The sequence below is a fragment of the Serratia plymuthica genome, from assembly GCF_018336935.1.
GTDB classification, from domain to species: Bacteria; Pseudomonadota; Gammaproteobacteria; order Enterobacterales; family Enterobacteriaceae; genus Serratia; species Serratia plymuthica_B.
Map to the genome: position 1 here is coordinate 5,060,989 of NZ_CP068771.1, position 19,784 is coordinate 5,080,772.

19 protein-coding genes are annotated in these 19,784 nt (G+C 58.6%); 13 read left to right on the plus strand and 6 right to left on the minus strand.

All coding sequences use genetic code 11. The features are described from left to right. Positions 1-361: 361 nt before the first annotated feature. A complete protein-coding gene (gene sixA / locus JK621_RS23510) occupies positions 362-844 on the plus strand; it encodes a phosphohistidine phosphatase SixA (protein WP_065506402.1) in 483 nt (160 codons plus the stop codon). A gap of 67 nt (positions 845-911) precedes the next feature. Here sixA and smrB read toward each other — a convergent pair whose 3' ends face one another. After that, positions 912-1,442 carry an endonuclease SmrB gene (gene smrB / locus JK621_RS23515; RefSeq protein ID WP_212557872.1) on the minus strand — a complete coding sequence of 177 codons (531 nt, stop codon included), beginning with the start codon at positions 1,440-1,442 and terminating at the stop codon, positions 912-914. Positions 1,443-1,625: 183 nt separating this feature from the next. On the opposite strand from smrB, the gene prmB reads away from it, so the two are divergent. The 6 genes from prmB to JK621_RS23545 all read left to right on the plus strand — a co-directional run bounded on the left by prmB (position 1,626) and on the right by JK621_RS23545 (position 6,594). After that, positions 1,626-2,558, plus strand: a complete 933-nt coding sequence (prmB, locus tag JK621_RS23520; protein WP_126484253.1) for a 50S ribosomal protein L3 N(5)-glutamine methyltransferase — start codon at positions 1,626-1,628, stop codon at positions 2,556-2,558. Between the two features lie 61 nt (positions 2,559-2,619). Beyond that, positions 2,620-3,705, plus strand: coding sequence for a chorismate synthase (aroC, locus tag JK621_RS23525; RefSeq protein ID WP_212557873.1), 1,086 nt, complete (start codon positions 2,620-2,622; stop codon positions 3,703-3,705). A 5-nt stretch (positions 3,706-3,710) separates the two neighbouring features. Continuing rightward, complete coding sequence (gene mepA, locus JK621_RS23530; protein ID WP_212557874.1) at positions 3,711-4,538, plus strand: penicillin-insensitive murein endopeptidase; 828 nt, start codon at positions 3,711-3,713, stop codon at positions 4,536-4,538. 201 nt (positions 4,539-4,739) lie between these two features. After that, the gene (locus JK621_RS23535; RefSeq protein WP_212557875.1) at positions 4,740-5,540 is read left to right on the plus strand and encodes a sulfite exporter TauE/SafE family protein; all 801 of its coding nucleotides are present in this window, start codon (positions 4,740-4,742) and stop codon (positions 5,538-5,540) included. Positions 5,541-5,606: 66 nt separating this feature from the next. Beyond that, a complete protein-coding gene (locus tag JK621_RS23540) occupies positions 5,607-6,164 on the plus strand; it encodes an elongation factor P hydroxylase (protein WP_212557876.1) in 558 nt (185 codons plus the stop codon). Positions 6,165-6,312: 148 nt separating this feature from the next. After that, positions 6,313-6,594, plus strand: coding sequence for a YfcL family protein (locus tag JK621_RS23545; RefSeq protein WP_212557877.1), 282 nt, complete (start codon positions 6,313-6,315; stop codon positions 6,592-6,594). Positions 6,595-6,637: 43 nt separating this feature from the next. On the opposite strand, the gene mnmC is transcribed toward JK621_RS23545, so the two are convergent. After that, entirely contained in the window at positions 6,638-8,659 is a 2,022-nt protein-coding gene (gene mnmC, locus JK621_RS23550; protein WP_212557878.1) for a bifunctional tRNA (5-methylaminomethyl-2-thiouridine)(34)-methyltransferase MnmD/FAD-dependent 5-carboxymethylaminomethyl-2-thiouridine(34) oxidoreductase MnmC, read from the minus strand. A 170-nt stretch (positions 8,660-8,829) separates the two neighbouring features. Here mnmC and fabB point away from each other — a divergent pair, with 170 nt between their 5' ends. Both fabB and JK621_RS23560 read left to right on the plus strand, forming a co-directional pair. Further along, entirely contained in the window at positions 8,830-10,044 is a 1,215-nt protein-coding gene (gene fabB / locus JK621_RS23555) for a beta-ketoacyl-ACP synthase I (protein ID WP_062868132.1), read from the plus strand. A 204-nt stretch (positions 10,045-10,248) separates the two neighbouring features. Continuing rightward, on the plus strand, positions 10,249-10,470 hold the full coding sequence (locus JK621_RS23560) for a hypothetical protein (RefSeq protein ID WP_004947462.1): 222 nt from the start codon (positions 10,249-10,251) through the stop codon (positions 10,468-10,470). Positions 10,471-10,533: 63 nt separating this feature from the next. Here JK621_RS23560 and apbE read toward each other — a convergent pair whose 3' ends face one another. Next, positions 10,534-11,565, minus strand: coding sequence for an FAD:protein FMN transferase ApbE (apbE, locus tag JK621_RS23565; protein WP_212557879.1), 1,032 nt, complete (start codon positions 11,563-11,565; stop codon positions 10,534-10,536). A gap of 155 nt (positions 11,566-11,720) precedes the next feature. On the opposite strand from apbE, the gene JK621_RS23570 reads away from it, so the two are divergent. Further along, positions 11,721-12,833 carry an SLC13 family permease gene (locus tag JK621_RS23570; protein WP_212557880.1) on the plus strand — a complete coding sequence of 371 codons (1,113 nt, stop codon included), beginning with the start codon at positions 11,721-11,723 and terminating at the stop codon, positions 12,831-12,833. A 35-nt stretch (positions 12,834-12,868) separates the two neighbouring features. Here the strand turns inward: JK621_RS23570 and pepT are convergent, their stop codons facing one another. After that, entirely contained in the window at positions 12,869-14,101 is a 1,233-nt protein-coding gene (gene pepT, locus JK621_RS23575) for a peptidase T (protein ID WP_212557881.1), read from the minus strand. Between the two features lie 215 nt (positions 14,102-14,316). On the opposite strand from pepT, the gene JK621_RS23580 reads away from it, so the two are divergent. Both JK621_RS23580 and JK621_RS23585 read left to right on the plus strand, forming a co-directional pair. Then, on the plus strand, positions 14,317-15,213 hold the full coding sequence (locus JK621_RS23580; RefSeq protein WP_212557882.1) for an endonuclease/exonuclease/phosphatase family protein: 897 nt from the start codon (positions 14,317-14,319) through the stop codon (positions 15,211-15,213). Positions 15,214-15,409: 196 nt separating this feature from the next. After that, entirely contained in the window at positions 15,410-16,597 is a 1,188-nt protein-coding gene (locus JK621_RS23585) for an MFS transporter (RefSeq protein WP_212557883.1), read from the plus strand. On the opposite strand, the gene JK621_RS23590 is transcribed toward JK621_RS23585, so the two are convergent. Beyond that, entirely contained in the window at positions 16,584-18,017 is a 1,434-nt protein-coding gene (locus tag JK621_RS23590; RefSeq protein WP_432761916.1) for a PLP-dependent aminotransferase family protein, read from the minus strand. The two genes, JK621_RS23585 and JK621_RS23590, sit on opposite strands and share 14 nt — an antisense overlap. 92 nt (positions 18,018-18,109) lie before the next feature. On the opposite strand from JK621_RS23590, the gene JK621_RS23595 reads away from it, so the two are divergent. Next, on the plus strand, positions 18,110-18,565 hold the full coding sequence (locus JK621_RS23595; RefSeq protein WP_212557885.1) for a rhodanese-like domain-containing protein: 456 nt from the start codon (positions 18,110-18,112) through the stop codon (positions 18,563-18,565). A gap of 4 nt (positions 18,566-18,569) precedes the next feature. Here JK621_RS23595 and flk read toward each other — a convergent pair whose 3' ends face one another. Further along, the gene (gene flk, locus JK621_RS23600; protein WP_212557886.1) at positions 18,570-19,601 is read right to left on the minus strand and encodes a flagella biosynthesis regulator Flk; all 1,032 of its coding nucleotides are present in this window, start codon (positions 19,599-19,601) and stop codon (positions 18,570-18,572) included. Positions 19,602-19,784 lie beyond the last annotated feature (183 nt).

A 19,784-nucleotide genomic window follows, 5' to 3' on the forward strand; every position in this document is an offset into this window, starting at 1 on the left:
GTGATCGTTATCACTCCTTGAAATACCTGCAATCCCGGGCGCTATACAGGGAGATAGTGACGGAGTAACGTAACCCGATGAGGCCGAAAAAACCGATCGCCATCAATAACTTTCATGATGGAAAGGTTGAAATTTAACCTGTTGAATTGGTTGTTATGTGAGCGTCATATTCACGTCGGGACGATGTTGATGTAAAAAACAGCATTTTCTTTACGTGAACTTTCAGGCAAAATGCCCGGCCGCCATAAAAGAGACGGCGCGTTATCGTTTCAAAGCTTTTGCTTTGGGGTTGTAAAACTCGGCGATACAGCACGCTCGGCGTTTCTGTATAGCGTTATTTTGTCAACAACAGCGGTGCAATATGCAAGTTTTGATTATGCGTCACGGAGAGGCGGCACTTGATGCGGCCAGCGATTCGGTACGACCTCTTACCGTTTGTGGCCGTGATGAGTCACGTCAGATGGCGGCCTGGTTAAACACCAAGTCTGTGGATATTGAACGAGTGCTGGTCAGCCCCTATCTGCGGGCCGAGCAGACGCTGGAAACGGTGCGCGAAGCTTTGGCGCTGCCGGAAAGCGAAGAAGTGCTGCCTGAGCTGACGCCGGGCGGTGATGCCAGTCTGGTCGGCAGCTATCTGCAGGCGTTGGCGCAGCAGGGGGTCAACTCTGTGCTGATCGTGTCTCACCTGCCGCTGGTGGGCTATCTGGTCGCCGAGCTGTGTCCGGGCGAATGTCCGCCGATGTTCGCAACCTCCGCGATCGCCAATGTCGATCTGGCAACCGACGGCAGCTACGGCAAGTTTGAATGGCAGGTCAGCCCGTCGCAGGTGATGGCTAAAGTCTAGAGCACCGTATATCGGGTTCCACCAGAAAAGGGCGATGTTTAACATCGCCCTTTGTCATATCTGCGGTTTACTCGGCCAGTTCGACCAGCAACAGAATCGCCGCGGTGCCGCCCCATTCTTTGGGGGCTTGGTGAAACGCCAGAACGTCGGGGTGTTGCGCCAGCCACAGCGGCGTCTGCTGTTTGAGGATGTGCTTGCCGTGGCCATGCATGACGCAGGCGCAGTGCACGTGTTCACGCTTGCAGGCGGCAATCAGCGCGCCCAACTCTTGTTTAGCCTGCATCTGGGTCAGGCCGTGCAGATCGAGAAACAGGTCCGGTGAATAATCGCCGCGTCGCAGTTTCTTCAACTCATACGCGCTGTAGCCGGGGCGCACATAGCGGGTCGGCCCTTCCTCTTCCAACTGCGGTTGATATTCATCGGAGAAATAATAGCTGGCGTCCACCTGCTCCTGCAGCAGGCGCTGCGGTGCCATTTGCCGGGTTTTTGGCTTGGGTTTGGGGTGGACAACGGTATCCTGGCGCAGTTTTTTTGCGCCTGCTATCGACTCTCTGAAGAGCTGCAGTTCATCTTTGCTCAGAGGGTGCTTGTTCTTCATTTTTCATTCACCGGAAATCATTTATCACGACAGTTTACCGTGTAGCGGAGATCTGTCGACGCAAAACTCCCGTCAGAATGAAAATGAGAATGCCTTAACGCGACTATTGCTGCTGATTTGTCGCGGGCTTCATGGCAAACTATGCGGCTAAATCATGAATCACAGTGCCTGCCGGAGGGCAAATTGGACAAAATTTTCGTCGACGAAGCAGTGAATGAACTGCACACCATTCAGGATATGCTGCGCTGGGCGGTGAGCCGCTTTAACGCCGCCAATATCTACTATGGTCACGGAACTGATAATCCGTGGGACGAAGCGGTGCAATTGGTGCTGCCAACCCTGTTCCTGCCGCTGGATATCCCGGAGGACATGCACACCGCACGTTTGACCTCCAGCGAGCGCCATCGCATCGTTGAACGCGTGATCCGCCGCGTCAACGAGCGCATTCCGGTGGCTTATCTCACCAACAAGGCCTGGTTCTGCGGCATGGAGTTTTATGTCGATGAACGCGTGCTGGTGCCGCGTTCGCCGATTGGCGAACTGATCAACGATCGCTTCAGCGCGCTGATCCCGCACCCGCCGCGTCACATTCTGGACATGTGCACTGGCAGCGGCTGCATCGCCATCGCCTGCGGCTACGCTTTCCCTGAAGCGGAAGTGGACGCGGTGGATATCTCCAGCGACGTGCTGGCGGTGACCGAGCGCAACATTCAGGCGCATGGCGTCGAGCACCAGGTTATCCCGATCCGTTCCGATCTGTTCCGCGACGTTCCCGCGATCCAGTACGATCTGATCGTCACCAACCCGCCGTATGTGGATGCGGAAGACATGTCCGATCTGCCGCAGGAGTTCCGCTTTGAGCCGGAACTGGGCCTGGCGGCGGGCAGCGACGGCCTGAAGCTGGTGCGCCGCATTCTGGCCTGCGCGCCGGATTACCTGAGCGACGACGGCGTGCTGATTTGTGAAGTGGGCAACAGCATGGTACATCTGATGGAACAATATCCGGATATTCCGTTCACCTGGCTGGAGTTTGAAAACGGCGGTGACGGCGTGTTCATGCTGACCAAACAGCAATTGGTCGATTGCAAAGAACACTTCAGCATCTACCGCAGCTAAGCCTTCTTCGGGCCTGCTCTGACGGGCCCACAAAGATAATCATTAACGGTAAGGAGCCGTGATGGCAGGAAACAGTATTGGGCAGATTTTCCGCGTCACCACATTTGGTGAATCTCACGGTGTGGCGCTGGGATGTATCGTAGACGGTGTACCGCCGGGTATCCCGCTTACCGAAGCCGATTTGCAGCACGATCTGGACCGCCGCCGTCCGGGGACTTCTCGCTACACCACTCAACGCCGCGAACCGGACCAGGTACGCATTCTTTCCGGCGTGTTCGAAGGCGTGACGACCGGCACCAGCATTGGGTTGATGATTGAAAACACCGATCAGCGTTCGCAGGATTACGGTGCCATCAAAGACGTGTTCCGTCCGGGCCACGCGGATTATACCTACGAGCAAAAATACGGCGTACGCGATTACCGTGGCGGCGGCCGTTCTTCGGCGCGTGAAACCGCGATGCGCGTAGCGGCGGGGGCGATAGCCAAGAAATACCTGCAGCAGAAATTCGGCGTACGGGTGCGTGGCTATCTGGCGCAAATCGGCGACGTGGTCTGTGAACTGAAAGATTGGGATCAGGTCGAACAGAACCCGTTCTTCTGCCCGGATCCGGGCAAGCTGGAAGCGCTGGACGAACTGATGCGCGCGCTGAAAAAAGAGGGCGACTCGATCGGTGCCAAGGTCAGCGTCATTGCCGAAAATGTGCCGGTGGGCCTCGGTGAGCCGGTGTTTGACCGTCTGGATGCCGATCTGGCGCATGCGTTAATGAGCATCAACGCGGTAAAAGGCGTGGAAATCGGCGACGGTTTTGCCGTGGTGACCAAGCGCGGCAGCGAAAACCGCGACGAAATCACGCCAGAAGGTTTCCAGAGCAACCATGCGGGCGGCATTCTCGGCGGCATCAGCAGCGGCCAACCGGTGGTCGCTCATCTGGCGTTGAAACCGACTTCCAGCATCATGGTGCCGGGCCGTACCATCAATCGCCAGGGCGAAGCGGTAGAAATGGTTACCCGTGGCCGCCACGATCCCTGCGTAGGTATTCGCGCGGTTCCGATCGCCGAAGCGATGATGGCGATTGTGCTGATGGATCACCTGCTGCGCCAGCGTGCGCAAAACGGTGATGTGGTTTCTAACGTTCCGCGCTGGTAATTGCGATGAAAAACTGGATGTTAGGCATCGTTGCCCTGATGGCCTCAGGTTCCGCCATGGCGATGACGCCGTGGCAGAAAATTGATCACCCGGTGGCCGGCGCGCCGCAGGCGATTGGCGGTTTTGCCAATGGCTGCATCGTCGGCGCCCAGCCGTTGCCGCTGAATTCACCGGATTATCAGGTCATGCGGCCCGATCAGCGCCGCTATTTCGGCCACCCCGATCTGCTGGCGTTCATTCAGCGCCTGAGCGGTAAGGCCACCCAAAAGAACCTGGGCACGGTGCTGATCGGCGATATGGCGATGCCCGCCGGCGGGCGCTTTAGCAGCGGTCACGCCAGCCATCAATCCGGATTGGATGTCGACATCTGGTTACAGCTGCCGCGCCAGCGCTGGAGCGCGCAGCAACTGCTCAAACCGCAGCCGATCGATCTGGTTTCCGGCGACGGCAAACAGGTAGTGGCGCGCCAATGGCAACCGCAGATTGAATCTCTGATCAAAATGGCGGCGCAGGATGCGGAAGTGACGCGCATTTTCGTCAACCCGGCTATCAAGCAACGCCTGTGTCTGGATGCCGGCGCCGACCGCGACTGGTTGCACAAGGTGCGCCCGTGGTTCGGCCACCGCGCGCACATGCACGTGCGTCTGCGTTGTCCGGCGGGCAGCCTGGAGTGCCAGGAACAAGATACCCCGCCGCCGGGCGACGGCTGTGGGGCGGAGCTGGCAAGCTGGTTCGTGCCGCATCAACCGAGCGCCAAGCCGGGCAAGCCGGTCCCACCGCCATTGCCGCCTTCCTGTCAGGCTTTGTTGGATAACCATTTCGCTGCGAAATAATATACCCAAAGTCATTGGAGTTGCATCAAGACGGTAAGGGAATGACAAATCGGTCGGGAACCGATTTGAACAGTATTTACGCTGGCCCGAAGGGTGAGCCTCAGGGAAGAGGCTCATATATCCCGATGAGCTTACCCGAGTAAGTGATTCGGGTGAGGGAGTGCAACTGACACAGATGCAATTTCAAGTAAGAGGGTATAAATGGATTGGTTCGTCGTTGGCCCCGAGATGCTCGGGGTTTTGTTTGTGGTGGCGTTGCTGGCGGGTTTTATCGATTCCATTGCCGGAGGCGGCGGCCTGCTGACCGTGCCGGCGCTGCTGGCGGTGGGCGTTTCCCCGGCGCAGGCGCTGGCAACCAACAAGCTGCAGTCGGTGGGCGGTTCGTTTTCCGCCAGCCTGTACTTTATCCGCCGGCGGGCGGTAGATCTTAACGATCAGAAACTGACGATCCTGCTGGCGCTGATCGGCTCCATCGCCGGGGCGATTCTGGTGCAGCATATGCGCGCCGATCTGCTGCGACAAATGCTGCCGCTGCTGGTGATTGGCATAGGTCTGTACTTTTTGCTGACCCCGCGTCTGGGGGAAAACGATCGGCAGCGCCGCCTGAGCGCGTTGCCGTTCGGGCTGGCGGCCGGCGGCTGCGTCGGTTTTTACGACGGTTTCTTTGGCCCCGGCGCCGGTTCGTTCTATGCGCTGGCCTACGTGACGTTGTGCGGCTTTAATCTGGCCAAATCCACCGCGCACGCCAAGGTGCTGAACTTCACCTCCAACGTTGGCGGCCTGACGTTTTTTATCATCGGCGGCAAAGTGGTGTGGGGCATTGGCCTGGTGATGTTGGTAGGGCAGGTGCTCGGCGCGCGTCTCGGCGCGCACATGGTGCTGACCCGCGGGCAGAAGCTGATTCGGCCGATGATCGTCATCGTCTCGCTGGTGATGAGTTGCAAGCTGTTGTACGACAACCACGGCGCGGAAATTCAGCAGTGGCTGGCGCTGCATATTTAGCGTGCCGGCAGAGCACTAAAGTGGAATAATTGCCACTTTATTTTTGTGGTTATAGAGTTTTTATTTATGTTAGACACACAGACTACCCATCAATACGAGCAGCTGATTGATATATTTAATCAATGCTTTAGCGAAGACAACAACACGCGGTTGGTCAAGGGCGATGATGAGCCGATTTATCTGCCGGCCGACGATGAACTGCCGTACCACCGCATCGTTTTTGCCCATGGCTTTTACGCCAGCGGCTTGCATGAGATCTCGCACTGGTGCATTGCCGGCGAAGAACGCCGCAAGTTGGTGGACTTCGGTTACTGGTACTGCCCGGATGGGCGCGATGCGCAAACACAGAGCGAATTCGAAGCGGTAGAAATCAAACCGCAGGCGCTGGAGTGGATGTTCTGCGTGGCCGCCGGTTTCCCGTTTAACGTCAGCTGCGACAACCTGAATGGGGATTGCGAGCCGGATCGCATCGCCTTCCAGCGCAAAGTGCGTGACCGAGTGCTGTCGCTGCTGGAACGGGGAATACCCACAAGACCCGCGCGCTTTATTCAGGCGTTACAATCGTTCTACAATACGCCACCACTGGCGGCCGAGCATTTTCCCTACCCGGAAGATCTCAACTGACCATATATTTAACTGAAAATATATACCCAATAGCTTTCAAGCCGCAGCCAGGCGGCAAGCGAATGAGTCCTCAGGAGCAAGTGACTGGGGAGTGAATGCAGCCGACAACGCGACGGTTTGAAAGATGAAGGGTAATAGAGGAAATTTGATGATCGCAGAATTCGAAGCGCGCATTCTGGCGCTGATTGATGACATGGTAGAGCACGCCAGCGATGATGAACTGTTTGCCGGTGGCTACCTGCGCGGTCATCTGACGCTGGCGGTGGCCGAAGCGGAAGAGCACGGCGAACACACCGCCGAAGCGCTGAAAGCGCGGGTGGAAAACAGCCTGCACAAAGCCATTACCGCCGGTGAGTTGTCGCCGCCGGACCAGGTACTGGTGCGCGGCATGTGGGAAAACCTGTACCAAACCGCACTGCCGACTACCTAATCGCCCTAACGGGGCGCTCTCAAGGCGCCCTGTTATTTCCGCATTAAACCGCACGCCCCTTTAGCAATTTTCTCACCCACATCCGGTTCGGATTCAACGCTGCCAGCATCTCTGCGTCGCCCGGCAAGGGTTCGCCAAACAATTGCGCCGCCAGGATCTCTGCCGCCAGCGGGGCCGAACACAGCCCACGTGAACCCAGTGCGCCAAGAACGAACAGGTTGGGATAACGCGGGGCATCCGCTACGGCTTCGCCAAGCTGATGGCGGCGCTGCAGATCCTGATATTGCTTCAGCGTGGCCTGATAGTCCGGCACTGCGCCAATCATCGGCAGGTGATCGCGGGTGGCGCTCCGCACGCCGCAGCGGGCATGGTGCGCGCTGACGTCCACCTCCCGCGGCCACGCCTGTTCCGGCAGGCAGCGCAACAGCCGCGCACGGTTCTCCTGTTGCTCTTCCTCGCGGTATTCAATGGCGGTATCGCCGCGCTGGTAACTGGCGCCGATACAGTGTTGTTGATTATGGACATTGACCGGCGTCAGATAGCCGTCGTAACACAGCACCTGCTTCAATTCTCTCAGCGCCGGGGTGGTGGGAATATGGGAAACCTGGCCGCGCACCGCATACACCGGCAAGGCTTCGCTTTGCGGCAGCTTTGAAAGGCGGTGGCCATTGGCCAGAATGACCGTGGCATGCCGGCGGGTTTCTCCATTGCCGAAGCCGAGCTGCCAATTGCCGTCTGCGTGCATGAGGCTGTTGACGTCGTACTCGTAATGGCAACGCATTCCCTGGCGCTGCGCCAATGCAATGGCACCCCGCGTCAGCTCGGCCGGGCACAGCCAACCGCCTTGCGGGTAGCTGACGCCGCCAAAACCGCAGTCTACGCCGCACAGCGCGCTTAGCGTGGCGCGGTCGGCCGGTGCCGCCAACGCAGAAGGCCATTCAATCGCCACTATTTTGGCAATTTTCCCTGCGCTCTTCTCATCAAAGGCCAACTGGCTGACGCCGCACCATTGATGATCGAATGCCACACCCTGTTGCAACAGCGCATCGTACTGGCGGCGGGCAAACGGGAAGGCGGCGCTGAAAAAGCTTTCCAGCGCGTCGCCGCGGCCGTTCAGCAACGGATAGAGCGCGCCCTGGCGGTTGCCCGACGCGCCTTCGGCCGGTTGCGGATCGGCGCAGTACAGCGTGACCTTCGCGCCGCGCCGCAGCAGGGCGAGGGCGGTAAGCGCGCTGGCGACGCCGCCGCCGATGATGGCGATATCGTCAGTATTTTCCGCCGCCGGGCGCAGGAACCAGGGGGCGGGGTGCGGGACCGCCGGCGCATCAGCGGGCAATTCGCCTATCAGCATTTCACGTTTTTGACCGAAACCTTTGCTTTTCGCGACGTCAAAACCGGCCTGCTGCAATCCGCGCCGTACAAAACCCGCAGCGGTAAAGGTGGCGAGGGTGCCTGCGGGCCGGGCGAATCGCGCCATGGCGGCGAACAGCTGCTCAGTCCACATATCCGGGTTTTTCGCCGGCGCAAAGCCATCGAGGAACCAGGCGTCGACCTGGTTATTCATGCTGGGGTCAAAGTGCGGCAGCAGCACATTGACGTCGCCGAACCACAAATCGAGCGTAATGCGGCCCTGCGCCAGCAGTAGGCGGTGGCAGCCTGGCAACGGCAGCGGCCACTGGGCGCGGAGCTCATCGGCATAGGGGGCCAGTTCCGGCCAGCGTGCGTGTGCGGCTGCCAGATCCTCATGCAGCAGCGGAAATTTTTCAAAACTGATGAAATGCAGCCGCTGCAGCGGGGCGTCAGGCATCGCCGCACGAAAACCGGCAAACGCCTGCCACAGGGTTAAAAAGTTGAGCCCGGTGCCAAAGCCGGTTTCCGCGACGATAAACAGCGGGCGCGAGTGCTCGCTAAAACGCTGCGGCAGCCGGTTGCCTTTGAGAAATACGTAACGGGTTTCTTCCAGCCCATCCTGATTGGAAAAGTAGACGTCATCAAACTGTTTCGAAACAGGTGTACCCTGTTCGTTCCAGGATAACGCTGCGGTTTGGATCGGGGCGTGGCTCACGGTTAGTTGCTCGTAACTCAAGGGGTGACGGGATTCTAACGGGGCTAGCGAAATGGCGCAAACTGGATAAGAATAAAGCTGAAAAACGCTGATCGGACTTGTTCGGCGTACATCTGTACGCTAAAGTGCGATGCAAAATCCCGAATGTAAAATTGTGGAAGAGGTACTGAATGAAACGTGCAGTGATTACTGGCCTGGGAATCGTCTCCAGCATTGGTAACAACCAGCAGGAGGTCCTGGCGAGCCTGCAGGAAGGACGTTCTGGGATCACTTTCTCCCAGGAGCTGAAAGATTCCGGCATGCGTAGTCACGTATGGGGCGATGTTAAACTGGACACTACCGGTCTGATCGACCGTAAAGTGATGCGTTTTATGAGCGACGCGTCCGTTTATGCCTATCTTTCCATGGAAGAAGCCATCAAGGATTCCGGTCTGGCTGCCGATCAGGTTTCCAACGATCGCACCGGTCTGGTGGTTGGCTCAGGTGGCGGCTCTCCGCGCAACCAGGTTGCCGGTTCCGACGGCATGCGCGCCAAGGGCCTGCGCGGCGTTGGCCCTTACATGGTGACCAAGGCCATGGCTTCAGGCGTTTCCGCTTGCCTGGCAACTCCGTTCAAAATTCGTGGCGTTAACTACTCCATCAGCTCGGCCTGCGCAACCTCTGCACACTGCATCGGTCACGCGGTGGAACTGATCCAACTGGGCAAGCAGGACGTGGTATTTGCCGGCGGCGGTGAAGAACTGTGCTGGGAAATGGCCTGCGAGTTCGATGCGATGGGCGCACTGTCCACCAGCTACAATGAAACGCCGGAAAAAGCGTCCCGTACCTATGACTCGGCGCGTGACGGTTTCGTCATCGCCGGCGGCGGCGGTATGGTGGTGGTTGAAGAGCTGGAGCACGCTCTGGCGCGCGGCGCGCACATCTACGCTGAAATCATCGGTTACGGTGCGACCTCCGACGGTGCTGACATGGTAGCGCCTTCGGGCGAAGGCGCGGTGCGCTGCATGAAGATGGCGCTGCAAGGCGTTGATACCCCAATCGATTACATGAACGTGCACGGAACTTCCACGCCGGTTGGCGACGTGAAAGAACTGGGTGCAATCCGTGAAGTGTTTGGCGACAACACCCCGGCAATCTCTTCCACCAAGGCCATGACCGGCCACTCTCTGGGCGCCGCCGGCGTACAGGAAGCGATCTACAGCCTGTTGATGGTGGAGCACGGCTTTATTGCGCCGAGCATCAACATCGACAACCTGGATGAGAAAGCCGCAGGCATGAACATCGTGACTCAGCCGACTAAACGCGAGCTGACTACCGTGATGTCCAACAGCTTCGGTTTCGGCGGCACCAACGCCACGCTGGTCATGCGCAAGCTGCAAAAGTAATGTAGCCGTAATCCATGCCAGTTGAACAAGCCCGCTTCTCAGCGGGCTTTTTATTGCCTGTCGCTGGCCGTTCAGAGTTATCCCAAATTACATCTCTTGGCAGATCATTAACGCCTCGTTCAGCTTTTTACGCATACAATAGCTCGATAACGCGATTATCACTCGGCGTAGCGTTTCAGAGTGAGAGAACCTTGAGGCATGAGTATGAAAAAGTTAATTGCGGTTGGGTTGCTGTCAGTGTTTCTGGCGGGGTGCGCGACTGAGTCACCTTGTGTCCCGGTTTATGACGATCAGGGGCGTTTGGTGCACACCAACACCTGCATGAAGGGCACGACACAGGATAACTGGGAAACCGCGGGCGCTATCGCCGGCGGTGCGGCGGCGGTTGCCGGCCTGACGCTGGGTATTATCGCACTGACGAAATAACCTTCGCGTCAAATCCGATAGTGATAAAAAAGCCCGGCATTTGCACTGCCGGGCTTTTTCACATCACTGCACCAGAAACGCTTTGAACTGCGGCGTCATCACGGCGCTGAAACCGTCATCGGTTTTGCTGATCAGGTATACCGCCAACCCTTTCTCTTCCGCCAGCTTCAGCGCTTTTTCCGTGCCGAGCACCATCAGCCCGGTATCCCAGCCGTCGGCCTCCAGCGCCGTTGGCGCGATCACCGTGGCGGAGACCAGCCGGTGGGTAATGGGCCGGCCGGTAACGGGATCGATAACGTGCGAATAGCGCTGACCATTCTGTTCGAAGTAGTTGCGATAACTGCCGGCGGTGCTGATGCCGTAGCCTTGCAGATCAACCAGCGCCTGCACCGCATTTTCCCTGTCGGTCGGTTTTTGGATCGCTACCCGCCACGGCTTGCCCTGACCGTTGACCCCGCGTGAGGACACCGCACCGCCAACCGACACCAGATAGTTGGTGATACCGTTACGCGCCATCAGTTTAACGAGCTGGTCAACGCCGTAGCCTTCACCCAGAGTCGAGAGATCGACATACATGTTCGGCAGATCTTTTTGCAGCCATTCGCCGCGGCTATCGCTGAGCAGTTTGAGATGCTGCAGGCCAATATTTTTTTGCGCGGCTTCAATCTGTTGCTGCTGCGGCACTTTGACGGCGCGTTTGTCCGGGCCAAAACCCCACAGATTCACCAGTGGGCCGACGGTAATATCCATCGCGCCCTGCGTATCGCGGCCGATGCGCTGGGCCATCAGGATAATATCCGCCATCCCCCGGGGGATGGGTTGCGGGTCTGTACTGCGCGACTGGTTAAAGCGCGACAGCACCGACGCGGGGCGGTAGGTGGAAATATCATCGTTGGCCTGCTCGAGCAAGGCGTCGACCTGCTGTTGCAGCAACGGTTTGCCGATCTTAACGTCACCGCTGATTTTGACGCTGTAGAAGGTGCCCATGGTTTTGCCTTCGAGGTCGATCTGCGTGCGGGTTGGTTGATCGTTACAGGCGGCAAGCACACTGAGCGCTGCGCTCAGCAACAGCCCTTTGGCGATAGCGTTGACCATGAAAAGTCCTTTGAAACGTAGAAAGGCGCTACAAATAAAGTAAAGCGCGGCAAATGAAAAGCGCAGAAAGGTAAAATAGCATTTTGCTGGCGTTGACGCCGCGCTTCGGCTAACGTCTGGCTCCTGATTCCAGATTGATTTTTGAAGCGATGACCATGAGTTCAAACGCCGTTGCCCGACTGATCCAACCGTTCCTGAAAGATCGTTTCCTGCATATCCTGCTGTTGGCCGGCGTGGTGATGGCCGCCCTTAACCCGCAACAATTGCCGGCGCTATCCGGTTTTATCGACTGGCGTACCATTATTACCCTGCTTGGGTTGATGTTGTTGACCAAGGGCGTTGAGGTCAGCGGCTATTTTGATTTTGTTGGTCGTAAAATCATCAACACGTTGCACAGTGAACGGTGGCTGGCGATGTTTTTGGTGTTTTCCGCCGCGCTGCTGTCTTCGTTCCTGACCAATGATGTGGCGCTGTTTATCGCCATTCCGTTGACTATTACGCTAAAAAAACTTTCTTCGCTGCCGATTAGCCGGCTGATTATCTTCCAGGCGCTGGCGGTCAACGCCGGTTCGCTGTTAACGCCGATCGGCAATCCACAAAACATTCTGCTGTGGAGCAAGTCGTCGCTCTCTTTCCTGGGTTTTATCATTCAGATGGCGCCGTTTGGCGCGGCGATGATGGCCAGCCTGCTGGTCCTGACCTGGTTCAGCTTCCCGGCGCGGGATATCGTAAAGGCGCCGCACACCGAGGGTTATCCCTATCAGCGGCCGCTGTTGCTGAGCTGCGTGGCGCTGTACGTGATTTTTCTGCTGTGTCTGGATGTCGGCTTGCCGCTGTACGGTCTGTTGGCGGTGTTTGCCGGTTTCTTGTTGCTGGCGCGTCGGGTGCTGTTGCAGATCGACTGGAGCCTGATTTTTGTCTTTATCGCCATGTTTATCGACGTCGGCCTGTTTACCCAATTGCAGGCGATTCAACCCTGGTTCGCCGATATCGCCCGGCTTGGTGACGGCGGTGTTTACGCTTTGGGGATTGGGCTGTCGCAGATCATCAGCAATGTGCCGGCGACCATTTTGCTGCTCAATTACGTGCCTTCCAGCCAACTGGTGGCCTATGCGGTGAATGCCGGGGGCTTTGGGCTGGCGATTGGCTCACTGGCGAACCTGATTGCGCTGCGCATGGCAGGGGAGCGCAAGATCTGGCTGAAATTCCATTACTACTCGCTGCCATTGCTGGCCTGGGGTGGGCTGCTCGGCTGGCTATTGGCCTGACGCCGGCCGCGCTTTGCTGCGCGGCCAACTCTTTTCTAACCACGTGCCGCCAGCAAACAAATGCTGCGGGTCACCTGATAAGATTTCACGAACGAACTGACCGGCAGAAACTCAAAACGCGAATGGAAATTGTGCGCGCCGGTGAAGTAGTTCGGCGTCACCACTCCACGGCTGGACAGCGCCGCGCCGTCGGTGCCCCCGCGCATCGGGATCACCTTCGGCGGAATGCCGTGTGCGGCGAGAGCGCCGAAAATCAGCTCGATGGCGCGCTTGTCTTCACCGATTGAATTGCTGATGTTGCTGTAGATATCCGTAACGCTGCAGCTCACCCTGGCGCGCGGGTAGTTCGCCGCCACCTGCCGCACCACTTCCTGAATACGCTCCTTGCGCGCATTGAAAGCGGCCAGGTCGAAATCGCGAATCGACACTTTCAGCGTGGCGAGGTTGGCATTGGCGGTAATGTCGTTGAACCAGAAATAACCTTCGCGCCCCTCGGTATGCTCCGGCGTATCCAGGATATCGAACTGATTGATGATGTCGTTGGCGATGCGAATCGGGTTGATCAGCACGTTCTTCGCCGACATCGGGTGCGCAGTCACGCCCTCGATACGGATCTCCGCCGCCGCGGCATTGAAGTTTTCATAAACCACTTCGCCCAGTTCGCAGCAGTCGATGGTGTAGGCGAAATCCACGTCAAAGCGCGCCAAATCCAGTGCTTTGGCGCCGCGCAGGCCGATCTCTTCATCCGGCACAAAGGCCACCACAATATCGCCGTGGCGGTCTGTGGCGCTCAGATTAGCCAGCAACGTCATCACGACCGTAACCGCCGCCTTGTTATCGGCACCGAGCACGCTGGTGCCGTCGCTGAAAATAATGTCTTCGTTCGGATAGGCCAGGATCTCCGGATGTTCGGCGGTGCGCAGCCAAATGTCGTGCTCCGCGTTCAGGCAGAGATCTTCGCCGCTGAAGTGCAGGCGCTGCGGATGAATATGCGCCGACAGGCCGACGTCGACAGTATCGATATGGGTAATAAAACCGATACGCGGCGCACCGGGTTGGTTGCCGGGCTTGCGGGCGGTTACTGTGGCGTGCTCGTCGATTTGCACATCTTTTAGCCCCAGTTGGCGCAACTCAGCCGCCAGCAACGTTGCCATATCATGCTGGCCGGGCGTGCTGGGCAGGGCGCTGGCGGCGGCATCGCTCTGGCTGGTGATCGCCAGATAACGAAAGAAGCGTTCGGTAAGCTGTTCGGCAATGGCGCTGGTCATGCGGGTTCCTCTCGATAAGCTGTCTATCGGTTTTAATGCTAAATCAGCCGGTTGTCCATCGCTGCGATGCTTTCGCTACCGGAATGCGAGACGCCGCGCAGAATAAAAAAATAGCGGCGCAACTAGGAAATAGTCGCAGGTATCTGCGGCAGAATCGTTGTTAGCTGTGGGGGAAAGGGTGCCCCAACAAAAATCTGATCGTTAAAGGAGAACCTATGCGCTCACGTAATGCTTTGCTTATTACTCTGTTATCCCTGGGAATGTCCCATGCTGCCTGGTCATCCACCGCTGCCGGTAATGCCAACAGCAACGTCAACAGCCGCGAAGTGGCCAGCGCACTCGGTGGTCTGAAGAACAAAACCTATGACCTGGAGCAGGCGCCGAAGATCCGCATCGCCAGCTTCAATATTGCCGCCGGCAAGGTCAGCGACATGACCGCCATCGCCAAGGCGATCAGGGCGATGAACGTCGACGTGGTGGCGCTGCAGGAAGTGGATAAGCTCACCGGACGCAGCGGGAAACTCGATCAGGCGGCGGAGCTGGCCAAACTGACCGGCATGCACGTTGCCTTTGGCCGGGCGATAGACTTTGACGGCGGTGAATATGGCCTGGCGTTTCTGTCAAAATACCCATTGCATGACAGCAAGATTTACCCGCTGCCCTCCGGCCAGCGTGAACAGCGCATTGCCTTTAGCGCCCAGACCGACGTGCCCGAGTTCCCGGCGCCGATCACCCTGATCAATACCCATCTGGATACCAAGGAAGACCCGGCCATGCGCCTGGATCAGGTGCGTGAATTAAACGATCGCACCATTGAAATGCGCGGCATCAAGCTACTGTTCGGCGACATGAACGACGTGCCGGGCAGCGTCACCTGGACCGAACTGAGTCGTTACTGGAACGACATCATGCCCGCGGCGCAAGATGGCCGCAGTTGGCCGGCGGAAAATGCGGAAATCAAAGTCGATTATATTTTTAGCGGCAATGCTCAACGCTGGCATCTCGACAGCCTGACGGTGCCTAACGCCAGCGGCGACTGGAATAGCATTCACTGGCCTGCGGTCAGCGATCACCTGCCGGTGGTAGCCGAGCTGCGGCTGACCGAGCAGTAAAGGGGCTGAGTAACCACGGGCGATTGACAGCCGCAGAGCCCGCTGGTTAGTATCTGGCGATACAACCCAGGGTTCTGGGTTGCGTAGGCGTTCACGTAATCCAACGCGCTCGTTCTTGTTGCCTTTGGCAATGAGAGAAGAGAGCGTTGGAGTCATCCGGCTCTCTCTGTATTTCCCCACTTTGAGTGAGCAATCTATGTCATCTACGATTTCACATGCGGAACCTTCCGCGAACAAAGCGCTGCTTTCGCTGACCTGCGCGATCTTTCTCACCTATTTGACGGTGGCCTTGCCGTTGCCGGTGATCCCGCTGTACGTGCATTTTGAACTGGGCATGAGCAACCTGATGGTGGGGATCGCAGTGGGTATTCAGTTTCTGGCGACGGTCCTGACCCGCGGTTACGCCGGCCGGCTGGCCGACCGCTTTGGCGGCAAACGTTCGGCGCGACAGGGGATGATTGCCTGTGCGCTGGCCGGCGTCGCTTATCTGGCATCGGCGCTGCTGCCGGCGGCGCCAGAGATCAAATTCGTTCTGCTAATCCTCGGGCGCCTGATTTTAGGCTACGGCGAAAGCCTGCTGCTGACCGGTACCCTGACCTGGGGTTTTGGCCTGGTGGGGACCGCCCGTTCCGGCAAGGTCATGTCCTGGACCGGCATGGCGATCTATGGCTCGCTGGCGGCCGGTGCGCCGATAGGCCTGATGTTGCATCAGCGCTGGGGTTTTGTGGCTCTTGGCGTGTCTACCTTGCTGCTGCCGCTGATCGCCATGCTGCTCAATATGCGTGTCACGGCGGTAGCGCCTACGCACGGTGAGCGTCCTTCATTGTGGAAAATGGTGGGCAGCATTTGGCAGCCGGGCGTAGCGCTGGCATTACAGGGCGTGGGTTTTGCGGTGATTGGCACCTTTGTTTCTCTGTATTTCACCGCCAACGGCTGGGGGCATGCCGGCCTGGCGTTAACGATGTTCGGTGTGGCATTTGTGGTGATGCGCCTGCTGTTTGGCCATTATCCCGACAGGTTCGGCGGTATCCGCGTGGCGCTGATTTCATTGCTGATTGAGGCCTTTGGCCTGCTGCTGCTGTTCTCGGCCGCCACGCCGCTGATGGCGTTGGTTGGGGCGGCCTTCACCGGTTTAGGTTGCTCATTGATCTTCCCCTCGCTGGGCGTAGAGGTGGTGAAACGCGTACCACCGCAGGTACGCGGCACGGCCATCGGTGGTTACTCGGCGTTTCAGGATGTCTCTTACGCCATTACCGGCCCATTGACCGGGCTGTTGGCCACGTCGTTGGGTTATTCGTCGGTGTTTATGGCCGGAGTGGTGTGCGCGTTGACCGGCGTGGCTTTCACGCTGTTGTTTGCGCGCAGCAACGCTAAACGGGAATAATGCGCGCCAGCCGTTCGACGGCAGCGCGGATCTCCCCCGGCGTCAGGGCGGCGAAACCCAACAGCCAGCCGTCGCGTCGCGCCTGCGCCGTTTGATACTGAGCCGCCAGCCCGGGGGTGACCACGCCCAACTGCTGCGCCTGGCGGGTGAGGGCCGTTTCCTGGCCCGGCGGCAGCCAGACGCTGAGTTGCAACCCGCCGCCTGCCTGCTGTGGGGCGGCATAATGCCCAAGCTTTTCCTGCACTTGCTGCAGCAAGTGGTCACGGCGGCTGCGGTACAGCTGGCGCATGTAGCGGATGTGGGCGGCAAAATGCCCCTGATGGATGAATTCGGCGGTGACCGCCTGCATCAGTTGGGCGCCGTGGCCGTCGTAAACCGTACGTGCGGTGGTAAAAGCTTCCACCAGCGCGGGCGGCACCACCAGATAGGCCAGGCGCAGAGAGGGGAAAAGCGCTTTGGAAAAGGTCCCTAAATACAGCACGTTGCCCTGACTATCCAGCCCCTGCATCGCCGGCATCGGCTGGCCGTCATAATGAAACTCGCTGTCGTAATCGTCTTCAATAATCCATGCCCGCTGCCGCTGGGCCAACGCCAGCAGTTCGAGCCGCCGCGCCAGGCTAAGTGCCACGCCGGTGGGATAGTGATGCGAGGGCGTCAGGTAAATCAGCTGCGGCCTGGGTAACTGCTCGTGTGGCCGCATACCGGCGTCGTCCACCTTGACCGGCACCAGCTCGGCACCTGCGCTGGTAAAGGCGTTTCTGGCGCCGGCATAACCGGGTTCTTCCATCCATACCTTGTCGCCGCTGTCCAAAAGCAGGGCGGCGATCAGCTGCAGCGCCTGTTGCGAACTGGTCAGCACCATAACCTGTCGCGCGTCGCAGTTGACCCCGCGCGCCTGGCTAATGTAACCGGCAATGGCTTCGCGCAGCGGCAAATAACCTTGAGGGTCGCCATAGCGCATCAGGGCTTCTCCCCGCAGGCGCAATTGTTGAGCGGTGAGCTGTTTCCACAGTTTTAGCGGGAAGGCGCGCAGATCCGGTGAACCGGCGGCAAACGGCAGCGGTTGCTGCGGATCGCGGCAGCCCCCGGTTTGCACGATAAGCCGGCCGCGTGATGACAGGCGCGGCTCGCCGGTGGTTTTGGTGGCCGGAGGGGACTTAACGATGTCTATCGCCACAAAGGTGCCCTGGCCAACCCGTCGCTGCAGATATCCCTCAGCCTCCAGCTGGCTGTACGCCGCCTCGGCGGTCACCCGCGATACGCCCAAATCCCAGGCCAGAACCCGTGATGAGGGTAACCGCTGCCCACGGCTCAGCGCCCCGCTATGAATGGCGCGGCGCAGCGTGCCGCAAACGCGTTCACGCAAGGTACCTTCGCCGTGTTCCGGCCGTTGGAAAAGCGAGATGAGCGCACTGTTCATAATGGGTCTTGTCTTGTGGCAATAATGGGTATCAATCATAAGACCAAAATCAGGCAATATTGTCATCAGTCTCATCAACAGGAGTGAATTTTATGGCGGCATCTTCATTGGTTTTGGCATTTCCCCCTGGGCCGGCGGCGCAAAGCCTGGATTATCTGGCGGCGAAATTGAGTTATTACGCGGACGCATGGGACGTGGCGGAAGATCTGCGCAACGGCGTCAGCGAGATCCTGGTGATAGATACCCGTGCGCAAGCCTTGTATGCGGCCGGGCATATTCCCGGCGCCATCAGTTTGCCGCATCGGCTGATGGATGAGGCCGGTACGGCGCATCTGGCTCGCGACAAAGTCTATGTCACCTATTGCGACGGCATCGGCTGCAACGGTTCAACCAAGGGGGCGTACAAGTTGGCGCTGCTGGGGTTCAGGGTGAAGGAACTGATTGGCGGGCTGGATTTCTGGAAACGCGATGGCCATCCGTTGGCCAGCGGTGAACAACCGGGTTCGCTGCAGGGCAGTGCGGCAGGGGAAGACTGCGGCTGCGCCTGAAGGGTTAAAACACCAGCGCCAATACCACGACCAGCACCAGAATCAGCAGGATAAACGCCACCGCCGGCTTGCTCAGCGCCTTTTGCAGCGGTTGGGGCAAGGCGGCGATCAACGGATTAAGCAACGGCTGCGGCTCGGAACAGCTCTCGGTTATGGGCTGAGCCGGGCCGGTTTTTTCCAGACGACGGGCGAACAGCTGGTTGACGGCATCGCTCATCTGCGGGTGGGTCAGCGGTGCGCTGGCACTGCAGTTGAAACGTGACTGGCAATAGTCATTCAACAGTTGCTGTTCCTGCGGGTCGGCCGGTTGTTTCAGTGCGGCCAACAGGTTGTTCAGCGTCGGCGCGGTCTGCGGACTCAGCGCGACTTTGACCTGCAAAAACTGGTTGAGCAGCTGGAAGTGGCGAGCCGGCAGCGGATCGTTGGTTTTTACCCCGGCCAGATCAAACAGCCTCTGCCAGATCTTGATCGGTGACTCACCGGTAGCGGCGCTGAGCTTGGTCACCTGCTGTTGCAGGCTTTGATGCTCGGCAGGCAGCAGTGGACGATCGCTGGTGGCGGTTTGCTGCGGGTGCGGAATGGCCAGGCTGCCGGTCTGCAACAGGTTCAACACCTGCTGCAACTGCGGGTGACTCAATTGGCTCAGTACCGTGTGGCCAAACTGCTGGCGAATAAAATCGCTGACGGCCTGACGATTATTGCCCTGCGGCAACAGTTCGGTGAGCTGCTGCAGCAACTGGCGGTTGGCATGGCTTTGCTGCACCTGGTTCAGGCGGTTTTGCAACAGTTGCTCGGCCGGCTGGAAATGGCGCGCCTGCAGCTCGCTGCTATTATGGTCTGCCCCGAGATCGTGACGCAGCGTGGCCCAGATTTCTGCGGACTTGGCAGGACTGAGCGCCATGATCTTAACGACCAATTTCTCCAGCGTAGTGCGCTGCGCCGGAGAGAGCGGGCTGTCGTCGGTGGCTGTGGTTTTGCCCGGGTTCGGAGGGCGATCGCTGGCGATCGGGGTGCCCGGTCCACTCAAAGGTTGCATATCACCAGTCCTTCGCTGTGTATCCCCCTTCTAACTTGACGTCGCAGCCGCGTTGACTGTGCAATCTCACAATCACTTACCTGAGTAAGCTCATCGGGATTCACTTGCCTGCCGCCTTGCCGCAACCTCAATGACTTTGGGGAGAGAAAAATCGTCGTACCCGGCGAAAAGCGCAGGTGTGCC

What these genes read in the sequence shown, in the direction of transcription:
- pepT (WP_212557881.1), bottom strand. Translation starts at nt 14,101, where the DNA reads ATGACCAGCGCCATTGCCGAACAGCTTACCGAACGCTTCTTTCGTTAT.
- aroC (WP_212557873.1), top strand. Translation starts at nt 2,620, where the DNA reads ATGGCAGGAAACAGTATTGGGCAGATTTTCCGCGTCACCACATTTGGT.
- JK621_RS23535 (WP_212557875.1), top strand. Translation starts at nt 4,740, where the DNA reads ATGGATTGGTTCGTCGTTGGCCCCGAGATGCTCGGGGTTTTGTTTGTG.
- fabB (WP_062868132.1), top strand. Translation starts at nt 8,830, where the DNA reads ATGAAACGTGCAGTGATTACTGGCCTGGGAATCGTCTCCAGCATTGGT.
- sixA (WP_065506402.1), top strand. Translation starts at nt 362, where the DNA reads ATGCAAGTTTTGATTATGCGTCACGGAGAGGCGGCACTTGATGCGGCC.
- apbE (WP_212557879.1), bottom strand. Translation starts at nt 11,565, where the DNA reads ATGGTCAACGCTATCGCCAAAGGGCTGTTGCTGAGCGCAGCGCTCAGT.
- smrB (WP_212557872.1), bottom strand. Translation starts at nt 1,442, where the DNA reads ATGAAGAACAAGCACCCTCTGAGCAAAGATGAACTGCAGCTCTTCAGA.
- JK621_RS23570 (WP_212557880.1), top strand. Translation starts at nt 11,721, where the DNA reads ATGAGTTCAAACGCCGTTGCCCGACTGATCCAACCGTTCCTGAAAGAT.
- mepA (WP_212557874.1), top strand. Translation starts at nt 3,711, where the DNA reads ATGAAAAACTGGATGTTAGGCATCGTTGCCCTGATGGCCTCAGGTTCC.
- JK621_RS23585 (WP_212557883.1), top strand. Translation starts at nt 15,410, where the DNA reads ATGTCATCTACGATTTCACATGCGGAACCTTCCGCGAACAAAGCGCTG.
- JK621_RS23540 (WP_212557876.1), top strand. Translation starts at nt 5,607, where the DNA reads ATGTTAGACACACAGACTACCCATCAATACGAGCAGCTGATTGATATA.
- flk (WP_212557886.1), bottom strand. Translation starts at nt 19,601, where the DNA reads ATGCAACCTTTGAGTGGACCGGGCACCCCGATCGCCAGCGATCGCCCT.
- JK621_RS23590 (WP_432761916.1), bottom strand. Translation starts at nt 18,017, where the DNA reads ATGAACAGTGCGCTCATCTCGCTTTTCCAACGGCCGGAACACGGCGAA.
- JK621_RS23595 (WP_212557885.1), top strand. Translation starts at nt 18,110, where the DNA reads ATGGCGGCATCTTCATTGGTTTTGGCATTTCCCCCTGGGCCGGCGGCG.
- JK621_RS23580 (WP_212557882.1), top strand. Translation starts at nt 14,317, where the DNA reads ATGCGCTCACGTAATGCTTTGCTTATTACTCTGTTATCCCTGGGAATG.
- JK621_RS23560 (WP_004947462.1), top strand. Translation starts at nt 10,249, where the DNA reads ATGAAAAAGTTAATTGCGGTTGGGTTGCTGTCAGTGTTTCTGGCGGGG.
- JK621_RS23545 (WP_212557877.1), top strand. Translation starts at nt 6,313, where the DNA reads ATGATCGCAGAATTCGAAGCGCGCATTCTGGCGCTGATTGATGACATG.